Consider the following 15,097-nt stretch of genomic DNA (forward strand, 5'->3'; position numbering starts at 1 on the left):
ACCGTCCACTCTAATGGGCGGCGACCCTGCGTGCCCTGCGGTATCCCCTACGCGCAAGGCCGATCAGCGCTGTGAAAAAGCCAACGCGCAGCGGTTATGAATCGTTTCCCGGATCGGCTCGCCGACGCTACGCCGAAAGCGAACAGAAAACCGGGGGCAACACTGAATTACGTTGCCCGCAGACTCAGGTCGCGGCGTGGAACGCGTCGATGATCTCCGCCGGAATGCGACCCCGGCTGGAGACATTGTGGCCGTTACGGCGCGCCCATTCCCGGATGGCAGCGCTCTGCTCACGGTCGATCGAAGCGCGGCCACGCCCGGAGGTACCGGCGCTGGCGCGGCCGCGACGGCGACCACCGACACGACGGCCGGCCTCGACCCATTTCTTCAAATCATTCCGGAGCTTCGTGGCGTTCTTGGTGGTGAGGTCGATCTCGTAGTTCACCCCGTCGAGTGCAAATTCGACCGTCTCATCCGCCGCACCTTCGCCGTCGAAATCGTCGACGAGCGTGACAGTCACTTTCTTTGCCATCGGCCCACACTAACCCTTCTGCCTCGATAAAAACACAGAATCGATTCTGCCAGAACAATGCTGGCATAGGACCGGAATTCCTTCAACAAGTCTCAGGGTTAGCTCAGTGTTCAGTCGGCCTGGCGGCGAACAATCGGGAACAAAACCGTGTCTCTAATCGTCAACCCCGTCAACGCCATCAGCAACCGGTCGAGTCCCATTCCTGTTCCGGTGGTCGGCGGCATCGCATACTCCAATGCGATAAGGAAATCCTCATCAAGTCGCATTGCCTCGTCGTCACCGGCAGCGGCGGCACGAGCCTGGGCCTCGAAACGCTCGCGCTGAATGACCGGATCGATCAACTCCGAATATCCCGTGGCCAGCTCGAACTTCCGGACATACAGATCCCATTTTTCTGTAACGCCCGGAATAGTGCGGTGGGCCCGAGTCAACGGCGTGGTCTCCACCGGGAAATCCCGCACGAACGTCGGCGCCCAAAGACGATCACCGACGGTGTGCTCCCACAGTTCCTCGATCAATTTCCCATGGCCGTATCCGCGGTCCCGCGGAATCTCGGCACCCAGTCGTTCGGCGACCTTCCACAGGTACTCGGCAGAGGTGTCTGGAGTGATCTCCTCGCCCAGGGCTTCGGACAACGACGGATACATTTCGATGGTCGCCCATTCACCATCGAGGTCATAGGTGGAGCCGTCCGGCAGGGGCACCATTCGAGTCCCAATGGCCTCGTCTGCGACCTCCTGAATAAGCTCACGCGTCACAATCGCGGAATCGTCATATGTGCCGTAGGCCTGATATGTCTCCAACATCGCGAATTCCGGTGAATGCGTGGAATCGGCGCCCTCGTTGCGAAAGTTCCGATTGAGCTCGAAAACCTTCTCGAAACCACCGACCAGGCAGCGCTTCAGGAACAACTCCGGTGCGATGCGGAGGTACAGATCCGCATCGAGCGCGTTCGAGTGCGTGATGAATGGGCGCGCCGCGGCGCCACCGGGCAGCGTCTGCAGCATCGGAGTCTCGACTTCCAGAAAGCCGCGGCGCTCGAGTGCCGAACGCAATGCCCGCACGACCGCAATACGCTGCCGGGCGACATTGCGGGCTTCCGGGCGCACGATCAGGTCGACGTAACGCTGCCGGACCCGGGTCTCTTCATTCAATTCCTTGTGCGCGACAGGAAGCGGCCGCAGAGCCTTCGACACTATTTGCCAGTTCTGGGCAAGCACAGACAATTCGCCGCGCCGGGAACTGATGACCTCGCCCTCGACGAACACGATGTCGCCCAGGTCCACGTCGGACTTCCAGGCGTCCAGCGACTCCTGGCCCACCTTGTCCAGGCTCAGCATGGCCTGCAGCTGGGTGCCGTCGCCCTCCTGGAGCGTCGCGAAGCACAGCTTGCCCGAGTTCCGGGCGAACACGACGCGGCCGGCGACGCCGACGATGTCGCCGGTGGCGGTGTCCGCGGCGAGCTCCGGATAGGCCGCCCTCAGCTCAGCGAGGGTGTGAGTGCGTGGCACCTCGACCGGATACGGGTCGCGCCCCTCGGCCAGCAGCCGCTCACGCTTGGCCTGGCGGATGCGGAACTGCTCGGGAATGTCGGGGCTGTCGGCTTCGCTCACGAAATGCCAGCTTAAATGAAGGCCATGGCCACCAGTTTGGAGCAGTCCACCGTCGATGCGCTGGACCACGAGCCGATCGACTGGAAATACAAGGGCCTGCCGTCCTCCTGGTGGGGCCAGACCCCTGCCCAGGTGTGCCGTCGGCGCCCCAGCCTGTTCGACGACGGCGCCGTGTCGCCGGTGTGCACGCTGCGCACCCAGCCACTGGTGCACAACATGGTCACCATGGCGCGCTGGTGCCGGCGGCGGGGCGTGCAGCTCGCGCCACACGGCAAGACCCATATGTCTCCGCAGCTGCTGGCCCGTCAGCTCGGCGCCGGCGCGGTGGCCGTCACCGCCGCCACCATCAGCCAGGTCCGGGTGTTCCGGGCCTTCGGGGTCCGCCGGATCATCCTGGCCAACCAACTTGTCGACGTCACCGGGCTGCGCTGGCTGGCCGCCGAGCTGGACGCCAATCCCGATTTCGAGCTGACGTGCTGGGTGGACTCGGTCCGCGGGGTGCAGCTGATGACGTCCGCGCTGACAGGCCGGCGCCGCCAGGTGGACGTGTGCGTCGAAGTCGGCCAGCCGGGTGGCCGCACGGGCTGCCGAGACGCCGAGACCGTGGACGCGGTGGCGCGCGCGGTGGTGAACTCGGACCGGCTGCGACTGGTCGGCGTCGCCGGATACGAGGCGGCCACCGGCCATGAGGTCAGCGACGCCGCGGTGGCTGCCGTCTCCGGGTACCTGCACACCGTGCGCGAAGCAGCGATTCGGCTGCATCCGCTGTTCGAGACCGACGAGATTCTGGTGACCGCCGGCGGCAGCACCTACTTCGACCTGGTCGCCGATATCTTGACCGGCTGGCCCGACGGCATGTCGGTGCACACCGTGGTGCGCAGCGGCTGCTACCTGACGCACGACGACGGCCTCTACGCCCGGACGTCGCCGCTGGGCCGCACCTCCGATGTTGACTCCGGTGGCCACTTCGTCCCCGCGCTGAGTGTGTGGGCACAGGTGCTCTCACGGCCCGAACCCGACCTCGCCATCGTGGGGATGGGCCGCCGGGACGTGTCGTTCGACCAGGACCTGCCCATGCCGTACGGGCGGCCCGACAGCCGCGTCGAGAAACTCAACGACCAGCACGCCTATCTGCGGCTGGCGCCGGCCGACCAGAGTCTGGGCGTCGGCGACTGGCTCGAGTTCGGGATCTCGCACCCCTGCACGGTGTTCGACAAGTGGCAGCTGATCCCGGTGCTCGACGCCGGCCACCGGGTGGTGGAACTGGTCCGCACCTTCTTCTAGGCGCGCGTCTAGGAGCGGCGGGGGTTGCGCTGGTTGCGCTCGAAGACCATGCGCAGGCCGTCGAGGGTGAGGTGCTTGTCGTAGTGCTGCACGGTCCGCAGGTCGGGCAGCACCAGTTGAGCGGTGTGCCCGGTGGCGACCACGGTCACGTTGTGGCCGTCGGAACCGCGCAAGTCCTCGAGGTCTTCACGCACCCGGTTCACCAGGCCGTCCACCAGGGCGGCGAAGCCGAACACCGCACCGGCCTGCATGCACTCGACGGTGTTCTTGCCGATCACCGACCGGGGCCGGGTCAGCTCGACCCGGCGCAGCGCCGCAGAACGGGCCGCGGCGGCATCCGAGGACACCTGGACGCCCGGCGCGATGGCGCCGCCGAGAAACTCACCCTTGGCCGAGACGACGTCGACGCAGATCGAGGATCCGAAGTCGACGACGATGGCCGCCGTGCCGTACTTGTGGTATGCCGCAAGGCAATTGACGATCCGGTCGGCCCCGACCTCTTTGGGGTTGTCGACCAGCAGCGGGATGCCGGTGCGCACACCCGGCTCGATCAGGACGTGCGGCACCTTCGGCCAGTACTGGTCCAGCATCACCCGGATTTCGTGCAGCACCGATGGCACTGTCGACAAACCGGTTGCGCCGAGCAGGTTTTCGGCATCGTCACCGATCAGGCCGTCGATGGTCAGCGCGAGCTCGTCGGCCGTCACTTCCGACTCGGTGCGAATCCGCCAGTTCTGCACCACTTTTGCGTGATCTCCAGAGCCCGAGATCAACCCGACGATGGTGTGGGTGTTGCGGACATCGATTGCCAGCAGCACCGGCGTTACCGCGGCGAGAGCAGGCCGTCGACACCGTCCGGGACGTGCGCGGCGTCGTGCGAGAAGTCGATCTGCTGGTTCTGCGCGTCGACGAAGATCACATTCGGCTGGTACGTGCGGGCCTCGGCATCGTCCATGGTGGCGTAGGCGATCAGGATCACCAGGTCACCCGGGTGGATGAGATGCGCTGCGGCACCGTTGATCCCGATGATGCCGGTCCCGCGCTCACCGGTGATGGCGTAGGTGACCAGCCGGTTGCCGTTGTCGATGTCGACGATGGTGACCTGCTCACCCTCGAGGATGTCGGCGGCATCCATCAGATCGGCGTCGATGGTCACCGAGCCGACGTAGTGCAGGTCCGCCTGCGTCACCGTGGCGCGGTGAATCTTGGACTTCAACATGGTGCGAAACATCAATTCCTCCAAGGTAATTCGTGGCTTCCGTCCTGGTCGGCGGCAGACCCCACGTTGGGGTGACCGTCGATCCCTGCGGATGCGCCGATATCGATGGCGATGTTGTCCAACAATCTGGTCTTGCCGAGCCGGCCGACCACCAGCATGCGGGCCGGCCCCGTTGCCGGTGCCGGACCCAGCCAGGGGTCCCGGACCTCCAGATAGTCGACGTCGATGGCGGGAACCTCGTCGAGGACCGCCCGGGCCGCATCGAGTGCGGCGGCCGCGCCATGCGGCGCGGAGTACTTGCCGGCGAGCAGGGCCGCGGACAGCGCCCCGGCCTGCTCCCGCTGTTCAGGGTCCAGGTAGCGGTTGCGCGACGACATGGCCAGACCGTCGTTCTCACGCACGATCGGTACCGCCTGGACGCGCACGTCGAGATTGAGGTCGTCGACCATCTGACGCACGAGAACCAGCTGCTGATAGTCCTTTTCGCCGAAGAACGCGCGATCGGGGCGCACGATGTTCAGCAGCTTGAGCACCACCGTCAGCATGCCGGCGAAATGCGTCGGGCGGGAGCCGCCCTCCAGCTCGGCGCCCAGCGGGCCCGGCATGACCGTGGTGCGCTGACCGCCCGGGTACATGTCAGCCGCGCTGGGCGCGAAGACGATGTCGACGTCCTCACCCCGCAGCAGCTCGATGTCGGCGTCCAGAGTGCGCGGGTAGGCGTTCAGGTCCTCGCCCGCACCGAACTGTAGGGGGTTGACGAAGATCGACACCACCACGACAGCGCCGGGCACCTTCTTGGCGGACCGCACCAGCTCCAGGTGGCCGTCGTGCAGCGCACCCATGGTCGGTACGAGCATCACTCGCCGTCCGGAGGAGCGCAGCACCCGCGACACGTCCGACACGTCGGTCGGACGGGTGTAGAGGTTCAGCTCGCCCGCGGTGAACTTCGGCGGCCTACGATCGGTCACTGCGCTCTCCCAGAGTCGTTCAATACAGCGAAAACCTCATCGGGCGCGTGGGCCCGTTGCGCGGTACGCCGCGACATGGCCCGATATGCCTGCGCCAGTTCAAGATTCGTCTCTTCGAGGGCACCCAGATGCGCGGCGACGGCGGCGCCGTCACCGCGAGCCACCGGGCCCGTCAGCGCGCTCTGTCCACGCTGCAGCGCGTTCTCCAGGGAGGCCCGGGCCAGCGGCGCGAGAATGCGTTCGGCGATGCCGGCCGGGTCGCCCGTGACCAGCTCCTGGCCGAGCAGTTCCTGACCGGCCAGCGCACCGCGCAGGGCTTCGACGGCGTCGAGGACGACGGTGATGACGTGATTGCCGGCGTGTGCCAAGGCCGCGTGATAGAGCGTGCGGGCGTCTTCGCGAACCCGGAACGGTTCGCCGCCGATCTCGAGAACAAGCGACTGCGCGATGGCGTAGCCGATGTCGTCGGCCGCGGTGATGCCGAAACAGCATTCGGAGAGACGGCTCACATCTTCGTCCGCACCCGTAAACGTCATGGCCGGGTGGATGGCCAGCGGGATACAGCCCTGCTCGGTCAGCGGCGCCAGCACCGCGATGCCGTTGGCGCCCGAGGTGTGTACGACGATGGTGCCGGGACGGACGGAGCCGGTGGCCGCCAGGCCGGCGACGACCGACGTCAGCTCCGCGTCCGGAACGGCCAGCAACAGGAGTTCGGCCTTGGCGGCGACATCGTGGGCGGGCAGCACCTCAGTGTCGGGCAGCCGCCGCTGCGCACGGCCGCGGGACGCATGGGAGATCGCGCTACAGGCGACGACGACGTGGTCGGCGCGCTCCAGCGCAACACCCAGCGCACTGCCGACCCGCCCCGCGGAAATGATTCCGACAGTGAGCCGGGCCGGACGCAGTCCGTCGAGCTGCTTCATTGCAGCGACCTCACAATTGGTGGTTACTCCTCGTTCCGGTCCTGCCTGGCAGGTACCGGACGGTCACCGCAGAGCGTAGCTCAGTCCTCGCGGCGACGTCGACGGCCGCCGCCGCTGGGGTTGGCCTGCAGACGCGCCAGCAATTCGGCCGCCGGCTGCCCGCCAACGTGCTGACCTGCGGGTTCATCCTCGGGCTCGGCACGGCGCCGACGGCCGGATGTGACAGGAGTCTCTGCCGCGGGCGGTTCCATGCCCGGTTCCGTGGGAGCGCCGTGGCGGCCCCGGCGCGGCGGTTCGGGGGCCGGCTCGGGCGCCGGCGGGACGACCGGCAGGGTCATGGTCGGCTCGGGGCCGCGGTCCCCGGCCGGCGGGGCCGGCGGGGCCGGCGGCTGCACCGGCTCCGGCGCCGCGGCTGCTGCCCAGTTGCTGCCCGGCTGACCGGCCGGGATCCACTGGCCCTCGGCCGGGGACGGCTGCCAGTCCGACGGCGCCGGCTGCGGGGGGAAACGGTGCGCGCCGCCGAATGGCGGCTGCGGCGGCGGGGGCGGCGGTGCCCACGGGTCCGGCGGCACATGCGGCTCGGCCGCCACATCGATGATGGGGCTCTCTTCGGTGTTCGGCTCCGACATCAGATCCGGCCGATCTTCGGCGTCGATCCGGCTGGCGACCACCCGTCCGACAGGCACGGCCTGCCCGCTGCGGTCGGTCTCGAGCGCCGGACGGTGCGCCAGGTCAGTGTCGAAGTAGAACTCGAGGTTGGCACGCAGCGCGGCCAACTCGGCGCGCAGCGCCGCGACCTCGTCGGCCGACTGGGCGCGCAGCTCGGAGGCCAGCTCACGGCGCAGGTGCGATTCCAGCGATAGTTCGTATTCGCGACGCGCCGAGATCTCACGGTCCAGCTGCAGGTCGTAGACGAGCTTGAGGTCGCGGGCGCGGGCCTGGTCCAGATCAGCCTGGCGCCGGTATACGAACGACGCGAACGCCGCCGCCACCGCGGCCCACAAGGCAATGACCACAGCCAGTTTCAGCAACTCGACCTGATCGGTGAACACGAGTGCGGAGCTCGCGACGATGGCCAGCACCAACAATGCGGTCAGCAGCAACCAACCCGGCCTGCGGTTTGCACGCCTGCCGCGCGCCGCCCGGGTCGGATCGATCATGCGCTGACTGTACCGTTTTGCGTTCCCATCGCAGGTCGCCCGTAGCGGCGATTCCCCACATCCCCGCCGGATCGTTACTTATTCGGTTGCGCTGTCAGACTTCTCCGGCGGCTCGAGCGGGGCGCGGCAGCAATGCTGCAACCACACGCCCGCCACCAGGAGTGCCAGCGCACTGACGGCCGCGACCGTGGCGCCCGGGAAGTCGGCGGCGGCCACCCGCAACACACCCCGTCGTGGGATCACGTAGCCGAGCACGCCGAGCCACCAGCCGAGGGCCAGTGCACCGACCCAGGCCGACGCCTTGGCCACCACCACCGACCGGGCAACCGCCAGCGGGTGGATCCGGCCGGCCCCCACCCCGACGGCGCCATCCCTGATCTTGGCCCGCAGGTAGAAGGCCCACCCCGCTTCGGCGGCGGCAAAAGCCAACAGCGACAACCCCGTCCACACCGTGATCGGCGGAAACCAGCGGTACACCAGGATCACCAGCAGGTACGCGGCGATCGTCGCCAGTGCCGTGCCGATGGCCAGATCGCGTTTGCGGGTCGGTCCCATCAGGGCACCAGCACCAGGTCGGTGCGGCGCACTCCATCGCGTTCCCCGGCATCGAGCGCGGCCAGCAGATGGGCGACCGGCACAGGTCGCCCGTCCACGGTCAGCACCGCGTCGGGATCGGTGGCCAGCCACGGCACCAGCACGAAGGCGCGTTGATGCGCCAGTGGGTGCGGCAGCGTCAACGCCGGATCGGCGGAGCGCACTTCGACATCGCCGTCGTGACAGCTGACGATGTCGACGTCGAGAGTGCGTGGACCCCAACGCCGTTCGCGGACCCGGTCCGCGGCGCTCTCGAACTCGTGCGCCCGGCGCAACCAGCCCGGGCCGTCGAGTCCGGGGGCGTCGGCCAGCAGCACGGCGTTCAGGAACGCCCCCTGCTCGACGCCGCCCCAGGCATCGGTCTCGTAGACCGGCGAGATCGCCCGCACGGCATCACCCAATCCGGAGACCACCGACTGCAGTTGGGCGAGCCGGTCGCCCAGGTTGGAGCCGATGGAGAGGACCACGGTCGTCACCCTCTGCCGCCCCGCCTGGACCTGCGCGCCACGACCGCAACGTCGTTGAACGTCAACGGGATCGGGGCACTGGGCTTGTGCAGCACCACCTCGACGGCGTGGACACGCTGGTCGTTCATCACCGAATCGGCGATCTCGGCGGACACCGTCTCGATCAGATTCCGCGGCGGCCCGGCGATGATGTCCGCGGCCTGCTGGGCCAGCGCACCGTAGTCGAGGGTGTCCGACAACTCGTCGCTCAACGCGGCGGCGGCCAGGTCGATCCACACGGTGATGTCGACGACGAAGTCCTGCCCGTCGCGACGCTCATGGTCGAAGACGCCGTGGTGCCCGCGAACGGTCAAGCCCCGCAATTCGATTCGATCAGCCACGCACGCCCTCCCAGGCCGAGACCACCTTCACCGCATCCACCGACGCCTGCACATCATGCACCCGGACCCCCCACACGCCATGTTGCGCGGCCAGCGCCGAGATGACCGCGGTCGCCGTCTCCCGGCCGTCGGGCTCACGCGGTGTGCCGTCGGCACCCGCGAGCAGGGTGCCGAGGAATCGCTTGCGCGACGCCCCGACCAGCACCGGAATCCCGGTGGCTACCAGCTCCGGCAGCGCCCGCAGCAGCGCCCAGTTGTGCCCCGCCGACTTGGCGAAGCCCAGACCCGGGTCGATGATCACGTTGCCCGGCTCCACCCCCGCTGCGACGGCGTCGTCGACCGCGGCGAGCAGTTCGGCCCGCACGTCGGCCACCACATCGGAGTACTCCGGAATCCGGTGCGGCTGGTCGGCGTCGACCTCCCGCCAGTGCATCAGCACCCACGGCACCTGCGCGTCGGCCAGCAGCGGGGCCATGTTCGGGTCGGCCCGCCCGCCGGACACGTCGTTGACGAGGTGGACGCCGCATGCCAGGGCGGCCTCGGCCACGTCGGCGTGCATGGTGTCGACGCTGACCGTGATGCCATGCGCGACAAGCTCTTTGATCACCGGCAGCACGCGGCCGCGCTCGACCTCGGGATCCAGCCGAGCCGCGCCGGGCCGGGTGGACTCGCCGCCGACGTCGATGATCTGCGCCCCCTGGGCCGCCAGCGTCAGACCGTGCGCGATGGCGCGATCGTGGTCGAGGAAGCGTCCGCCGTCGGAGAACGAGTCGGCCGTCACGTTGACGACGCCCATGACCTGCGTACTGAGCGAACTCACTTCCGCAGGATCAGATCCAGCGCCTCGGCCCGCGACGACGCGGAGGTCTTGAACTGGCCGCGCACCGCCGACGTGGTGGTCACCGCGCCGGGCTTGCGGACCCCGCGCATCGCCATGCACAGGTGCTCGGCTTCGATCACCACGATGGCGCCCTGTGGGTTCAGCTTGCGCATCAGGGCGTCGGCGATCTGGCCGGTCAGCCGCTCCTGCACCTGCGGCCGCTTGGCGTACAGATCGACCAGCCGCGCGATCTTGGACAGGCCGGTCACCCGGCCGTCCTCACCCGGGATGTACCCGACGTGTGCGACACCGTGGAACGACACCAGATGGTGCTCGCAGGTCGAGTACATCGGGATGTCCTTGACCAGCACCAGTTCTTCGTGGCCCTCGTCAAAGGTGGTGTCGAGGACGGCGTCGGGGTCGGTGTACAGGCCGCCGAAGATCTCCTCGAAGGCGCGCGCGACGCGGCCGGGCGTGTCCCGCAAGCCGTCACGGTCCGGGTCCTCGCCCACTGCCAGCAGCAGCTCACGCACCGCGGCCTCGGCTCGATCGTGATCGAACTTCGGGACGGTGAGCGTGGCCGAATGGATCTGCGACCGCGTCATCTATGCGCCTACTCGTCGTTGGGTGTGGCCGGCGGCGGTGCCGGTTGCTGCGGATACGGCTGATAGCCAGGCGGCGGACCGGGCTGACCCCAGCCCGGCTGCGGGTACCACTGGCCCTGCTGTGCATGGTGGTGGCCGTGCTGAGGCGGCCCCTGCGGCGGCCAGCCCGGGGCCTGCCAGCCCGCGGGTGCACCGTAGTTCGGCTGGGTCTGGCCATGCTGCGGTTGACCGTTCGGCGCAGCGTGCGCGCCGTTGGTGCCGTTCACGCCCGCGGCAGCCTGACTGGCCGCGGCGATCGCCGCCTTGAAAGCCGGCTCCTCGACCGGCGGCGGCCACGGCTCGCCGCGCTCGATGGCCAGCTCGCCGGGCGTCTTGATGGGTGGTTTCTCCGACGGAATCCGGCCGCCGAAGTCGTCGAACAAGGTCAGCCGGGGGCGCTTCTCGACGTCGACCAGGATGCGCTCCAGGTCGGGACGGTGCAGCGTCTCCTTCTCGAGCAGCTCGCCGGCGAGGGTGTCGAGCACATCGCGGTAATGGGTGAGCACATCCCAGGCCTCGGTGTGTGCGGCCTCGATGAGCTTGCGCACCTCGTCATCGATGAGCTGTGCGACCTCATGGCTGTAGTCGGCCTGCGTGCCCATGGTCCGGCCCAGGAACGGGTCACCGTGTTCGGTGCCGTAGCGGACCGCGCCCAGCTTGGCGCTCATACCGAACTCCGTCACCATGGCGCGGGCGATCTTGGTGGCGTTCTCGATGTCGGACACCGCGCCGGTGGTGGGCTCGCGGAAGATCAGTTCCTCGGCGGCGCGGCCGCCGATGGCCATCACCAGACGCGCGATCAGCTCGGAGCGGGTCTGCATGCCCTTGTCGTCCTCGGGGACCGCGACGGCGTGCCCGCCGGTGCGGCCGCGGGCCAGGATGGTCACCTTGTAGACCGGGTCCAGGTGCGGCATGGCCCAGCCGGCCAGGGTGTGCCCGGCCTCGTGGTAGGCGGTGATCTTCTTTTCCAGCTCGCTGATGATGCGGCCCTTGCGACGCGGGCCGCCGACGACGCGGTCGACGGCCTCTTCCAGCGCCGGTCCGGTGATCACCGTGGCGTTCTCGCGCGCGGTCAGCAGCGCGGCCTCGTTGATGACATTGGCCAGGTCGGCGCCGGACATGCCGACGGTGCGCTTGGCCAGGCCGTCCAGGTCTGCGTCGGGCGCGATGGGCTTGCCGGCGGAGTGGACCCGCAGCACGGCCTTGCGGCCGGCCAGGTCGGGCGCCGAGACCGGGATCTGACGGTCGAAACGGCCCGGGCGCAGCAGGGCCGGGTCCAGGATGTCGGGCCGGTTGGTGGCGGCGATGAGGATGACGCCCTGGCGGTCGCCGAAGCCGTCCATCTCGACCAGCAGCTGGTTCAGCGTCTGCTCGCGCTCGTCGTGACCGCCGCCCAGGCCGGCGCCGCGCTGGCGACCGACGGCGTCGATCTCGTCGACGAAGATGATGCAGGGGCTGTTCTGCTTGGCCTGCTCGAACAGGTCGCGCACGCGCGAGGCACCGACACCGACGAACATCTCGACGAAGTCCGAACCGGAGATGGTGAAGAACGGCACCCCGGCCTCGCCCGCGACGGCACGCGCCAGCAGCGTCTTACCGGTACCGGGCGGGCCGTAGAGCAGCACGCCCTTGGGGATTTTGGCGCCGAGAGCCTGATAGCGGCTGGGATTCTGCAGGAAGTCCTTGATCTCGTAGAGCTCTTCGACGGCCTCGTCCACGCCGGCGACGTCCGCGAACGTCGTCTTCGGCATGTCCTTGCCGAGCAGCTTCGCCTTCGACTTGCCGAAGCCGAAGCCCATGCGGCCGCCGCCCTGCATCCGGGAGAACATGAAGAACAGGCCGACGAGCAGCAGCAGCGGCAGCAGGTAGATCAGCAGCGAGCTGAGGATACTGCCCTGGTTGACGACCGTCTTGGTCTTCACGTTCTTGCCGTTGAGCGCGTCGAACAGCGGCACCGCGTAGCCCGTCGGGAACGACGTGATGATCTTGTTGCTGTTGTCGGTGTCCGGGCCGACGCTCTTCAGGTCCAGCCGGACCTGCTGCTCCCGGTCGTCGATCTGGGCGCCGGTGACGTTCCCGGCGTTGATCTGGGCGACCGCGACAGACGTGTCGACCTGGTGATAACCACGGGTGTCATCACTGAAATAGAAGAAAGACCAACCCAGCAGCAACACGACCGCGACGACGGTCAGGGTGCGGATGACGTTTTTTCGTTTCATCGACATATTTCGGCCGGCGAATACTCGTCGGCCAGGTCCTTCCGATACACAGATGCGGGATAGTTCACAGGTTACCGCTATGCAAACGATCGGCAGTTCCCGGCAGTGGTACCTCTTTCCGGCCGCACGGCCGCTGTGCTTTTGTGAGACGGTGATCACGTCCACCAAACGGTTAGTCGAGACGGGCGGCGTGCAGCTGCAGGTCACCGAAGCCGGGGACCGCGGGGCCCCCATCGTTGTCCTGGTGCACGGCTTCCCGGAACTGGCGTACTCGTGGCGGCACCAGATTCCGGCACTGGCCGCAGCCGGCTACCACGTGCTGGCCCCCGACCAACGGGGCTACGCCGGCTCGTCGCGCCCGCCGGCGATCGAGGACTACGACATCGTCCATCTCACGGGAGATCTAGTTGGACTGCTCGACTCGGAAGTTGGCGGAGGCGCCGAGCGCGCGGTGTTCGTCGGGCACGACTGGGGCTCGCCGGTGGTGTGCAACTTCGCGTTGCTGCACCCCGACCGGGTGCGGGCGGTGGCCACACTGAGTGTGCCGCCGGTGCCGCGGGCATCCGCACCGCCGACCGAGATCTGGCGCCGCCGGGTCGGTGACAACTACTTCTACATGCTGTATTTCCAGGAGCCCGGGGTGGCCGACGCGGCCCTGGGACGCGATCCCCGGAGCACGATGCGCCGCATGATCGCGGAGGAAGGCTTCGCCGCACCACCGGACTCACTCGTCGGCGCCCCGCTGCCGCCGTTGCCGGACTGGCTCACCGAAGACGAATTCGAGTCATACGTAGCGGCTTTCACGGAAAGCGGTTTCACCGGTCCGCTGAACTGGTACCGCAACTTCGACCGGAACTGGGAGCTGACGGCGACCACGCCCGCCCCGACCATCACGGTGCCGACCCTGTTCCTGGCCGGCAGCGCCGACCCGGTGCTGAGATTCACCCCGCGCGACCGGGTCCGCGACGTCGTGACCGGCGACTACCGGGAGGTCATGATCCCCGGTGCCGGGCACTGGCTGCAGCAGGAGCGGCCCGACGAGGTCAACGCCACCCTCATCGACTTCATCGAAGGACTGAAATGACGTTTCGCCCACTGGATTTCGGGGCTTTCATCACGCCGTTCCACCCTGTCGGCCAATCCCCCACCACTGCACTGGAATACGACCTGGAACGCACCGTGCGCCTGGACCAGCTGGGCTACGACGAGGTCTGGTTCGGCGAACACCATTCCGGCGGTTACGAATTGATCGCCTGTCCCGAGGTGTTCATCGCAACCGCGGCGGAGCGCACGAAGAACATCCGATTCGGCACCGGCGTGGTGTCGCTGCCGTATCACCATCCACTGATGGTCGCCGACCGTTGGGTGCTGCTCGACCACCTGACCCGCGGCCGGGTCATGTTCGGCACGGGCCCCGGCGCGTTGCCGTCGGACGCCTACATGATGGGCATCGACCCGGTGCACCAGCGGCCGATGATGCAGCAGTCCCTCGAGGCCATCCTGGCCCTGTTCCGGGCCGGTCCCGACGAACGGATCTCCCGGGAGACCGACTGGTTTACCCTGCGCGACGCCGCCCTGCACATCCGGCCGTACACCTGGCCCTATCCCGAAATATCCACGGCGGCAATGGTTTCCCCGTCCGGACCCCGGCTGGCCGGGCAGTTGGGCACGTCGCTGCTGTCGCTGTCGATGTCGGTACCTGGCGGCTACGCCGCCCTCGAGACCACCTGGGACATCGTGTGCGACCAGGCCGCAAAGGCCGGGCGTCCCGAACCGGACCGGCGGAGCTGGCGGGTCCTCGGCGTCGTCCACCTGGCCGACACCCGCGAGCAGGCCATCGAGGACTGCACGTACGGTCTGGAGGACTTCTCGAACTACTTCGGCGCGGCCGGCTTCGTCCCGCTGGGCAGCCAGACCGGCCCGGCGCCGACGTCGCGGCAGTTCGTCGAAGACTATGCGGCCAAGGGCAATTGCTGCATCGGCACGCCCGCCGACGCCATCGGCTACATCCAGGACATGCTGGACCGGTCGGGCGGCTTCGGCACGTTCCTGATGCTCGGCCACGACTGGGCGCCCCCCGCGGCCACGATGCACTCGTACGAGTTGTTCGCCCGCGAGGTGATCCCGCACTTCAAGGGCCACCTCACCGCGCCGCACGCCTCGCACGAATGGGCCAAGGGCATGCGCGACCAGTTGTTCGGCCGGGTCGGCGAGGCCGTCGTCAACGCGATCGCCGAGCACACCAACGAGTCCTGATCGATCGGTACGGTGGAC

16 protein-coding genes are annotated in these 15,097 nt (G+C 68.1%); 3 read left to right on the forward strand and 13 right to left on the reverse strand.

The window, feature by feature from the left end; translation table 11 throughout:
* Nucleotides 1-184 precede the first annotated feature (184 nt).
* Complete coding sequence (lsr2, locus tag ACX12F_RS26100; RefSeq protein WP_455981001.1) at nt 185-532, reverse strand: histone-like nucleoid-structuring protein Lsr2; 348 nt, start codon at nt 530-532, stop codon at nt 185-187.
* Nucleotides 533-642: 110 nt separating this feature from the next.
* A complete protein-coding gene (gene lysS / locus ACX12F_RS26105; RefSeq protein ID WP_459370513.1) occupies nt 643-2,145 on the reverse strand; it encodes a lysine--tRNA ligase in 1,503 nt (500 codons plus the stop codon).
* Nucleotides 2,146-2,169: 24 nt separating this feature from the next.
* On the opposite strand from lysS, the gene ACX12F_RS26110 reads away from it, so the two are divergent.
* A complete protein-coding gene (locus tag ACX12F_RS26110) occupies nt 2,170-3,429 on the forward strand; it encodes an alanine racemase (RefSeq protein ID WP_459367154.1) in 1,260 nt (419 codons plus the stop codon).
* 8 nt (nt 3,430-3,437) lie between these two features.
* Here the strand turns inward: ACX12F_RS26110 and ACX12F_RS26115 are convergent, their stop codons facing one another.
* The 11 genes from ACX12F_RS26115 to ftsH all read right to left on the reverse strand — a co-directional run bounded on the left by ACX12F_RS26115 (nt 3,438) and on the right by ftsH (nt 12,823).
* Nucleotides 3,438-4,247 (reverse strand): type III pantothenate kinase, encoded by an 810-nt coding sequence (locus ACX12F_RS26115; RefSeq protein WP_459367155.1) that lies wholly within the window; start codon nt 4,245-4,247, stop codon nt 3,438-3,440.
* A 5-nt stretch (nt 4,248-4,252) separates the two neighbouring features.
* Nucleotides 4,253-4,660 carry an aspartate 1-decarboxylase gene (gene panD / locus ACX12F_RS26120; protein ID WP_459367156.1) on the reverse strand — a complete coding sequence of 136 codons (408 nt, stop codon included), beginning with the start codon at nt 4,658-4,660 and terminating at the stop codon, nt 4,253-4,255.
* A complete protein-coding gene (panC, locus tag ACX12F_RS26125; protein ID WP_459367157.1) occupies nt 4,660-5,616 on the reverse strand; it encodes a pantoate--beta-alanine ligase in 957 nt (318 codons plus the stop codon). Before panC ends, panD begins: the two co-directional genes overlap by 1 nt.
* Nucleotides 5,613-6,539 carry a Rossmann-like and DUF2520 domain-containing protein gene (locus ACX12F_RS26130; RefSeq protein WP_459367158.1) on the reverse strand — a complete coding sequence of 309 codons (927 nt, stop codon included), beginning with the start codon at nt 6,537-6,539 and terminating at the stop codon, nt 5,613-5,615. Before ACX12F_RS26130 ends, panC begins: the two co-directional genes overlap by 4 nt.
* An 80-nt stretch (nt 6,540-6,619) precedes the next feature.
* A complete protein-coding gene (locus ACX12F_RS26135) occupies nt 6,620-7,699 on the reverse strand; it encodes a DUF6779 domain-containing protein (protein WP_459367159.1) in 1,080 nt (359 codons plus the stop codon).
* A 78-nt stretch (nt 7,700-7,777) separates the two neighbouring features.
* Nucleotides 7,778-8,254: a DUF3180 domain-containing protein gene (locus ACX12F_RS26140; protein WP_459367160.1), complete on the reverse strand. Its 477-nt coding sequence runs from the start codon at nt 8,252-8,254 to the stop codon at nt 7,778-7,780.
* On the reverse strand, nt 8,254-8,769 hold the full coding sequence (gene folK / locus ACX12F_RS26145; protein ID WP_459367161.1) for a 2-amino-4-hydroxy-6-hydroxymethyldihydropteridine diphosphokinase: 516 nt from the start codon (nt 8,767-8,769) through the stop codon (nt 8,254-8,256). The genes ACX12F_RS26140 and folK overlap by 1 nt, the downstream gene beginning before the upstream one ends.
* On the reverse strand, nt 8,766-9,140 hold the full coding sequence (gene folB, locus ACX12F_RS26150; RefSeq protein ID WP_459367162.1) for a dihydroneopterin aldolase: 375 nt from the start codon (nt 9,138-9,140) through the stop codon (nt 8,766-8,768). Before folB ends, folK begins: the two co-directional genes overlap by 4 nt.
* Entirely contained in the window at nt 9,133-9,936 is an 804-nt protein-coding gene (folP, locus tag ACX12F_RS26155; RefSeq protein ID WP_459370514.1) for a dihydropteroate synthase, read from the reverse strand. The genes folB and folP overlap by 8 nt, the downstream gene beginning before the upstream one ends.
* 20 nt (nt 9,937-9,956) lie before the next feature.
* Nucleotides 9,957-10,565, reverse strand: coding sequence for a GTP cyclohydrolase I FolE (folE, locus tag ACX12F_RS26160; protein WP_459367163.1), 609 nt, complete (start codon nt 10,563-10,565; stop codon nt 9,957-9,959).
* 8 nt (nt 10,566-10,573) lie between these two features.
* Complete coding sequence (ftsH, locus tag ACX12F_RS26165; RefSeq protein ID WP_459367164.1) at nt 10,574-12,823, reverse strand: ATP-dependent zinc metalloprotease FtsH; 2,250 nt, start codon at nt 12,821-12,823, stop codon at nt 10,574-10,576.
* Between the two features lie 151 nt (nt 12,824-12,974).
* On the opposite strand from ftsH, the gene ACX12F_RS26170 reads away from it, so the two are divergent.
* Together ACX12F_RS26170 and ACX12F_RS26175 are read left to right on the forward strand one after the other, a co-directional pair.
* On the forward strand, nt 12,975-13,907 hold the full coding sequence (locus tag ACX12F_RS26170) for an alpha/beta fold hydrolase (RefSeq protein WP_459370515.1): 933 nt from the start codon (nt 12,975-12,977) through the stop codon (nt 13,905-13,907).
* Nucleotides 13,904-15,079, forward strand: coding sequence for an LLM class flavin-dependent oxidoreductase (locus ACX12F_RS26175; RefSeq protein ID WP_459367165.1), 1,176 nt, complete (start codon nt 13,904-13,906; stop codon nt 15,077-15,079). Before ACX12F_RS26170 ends, ACX12F_RS26175 begins: the two co-directional genes overlap by 4 nt.
* Nucleotides 15,080-15,097 lie beyond the last annotated feature (18 nt).

The organism is Mycolicibacterium sp. HS_4_1 (assembly GCF_054515875.1).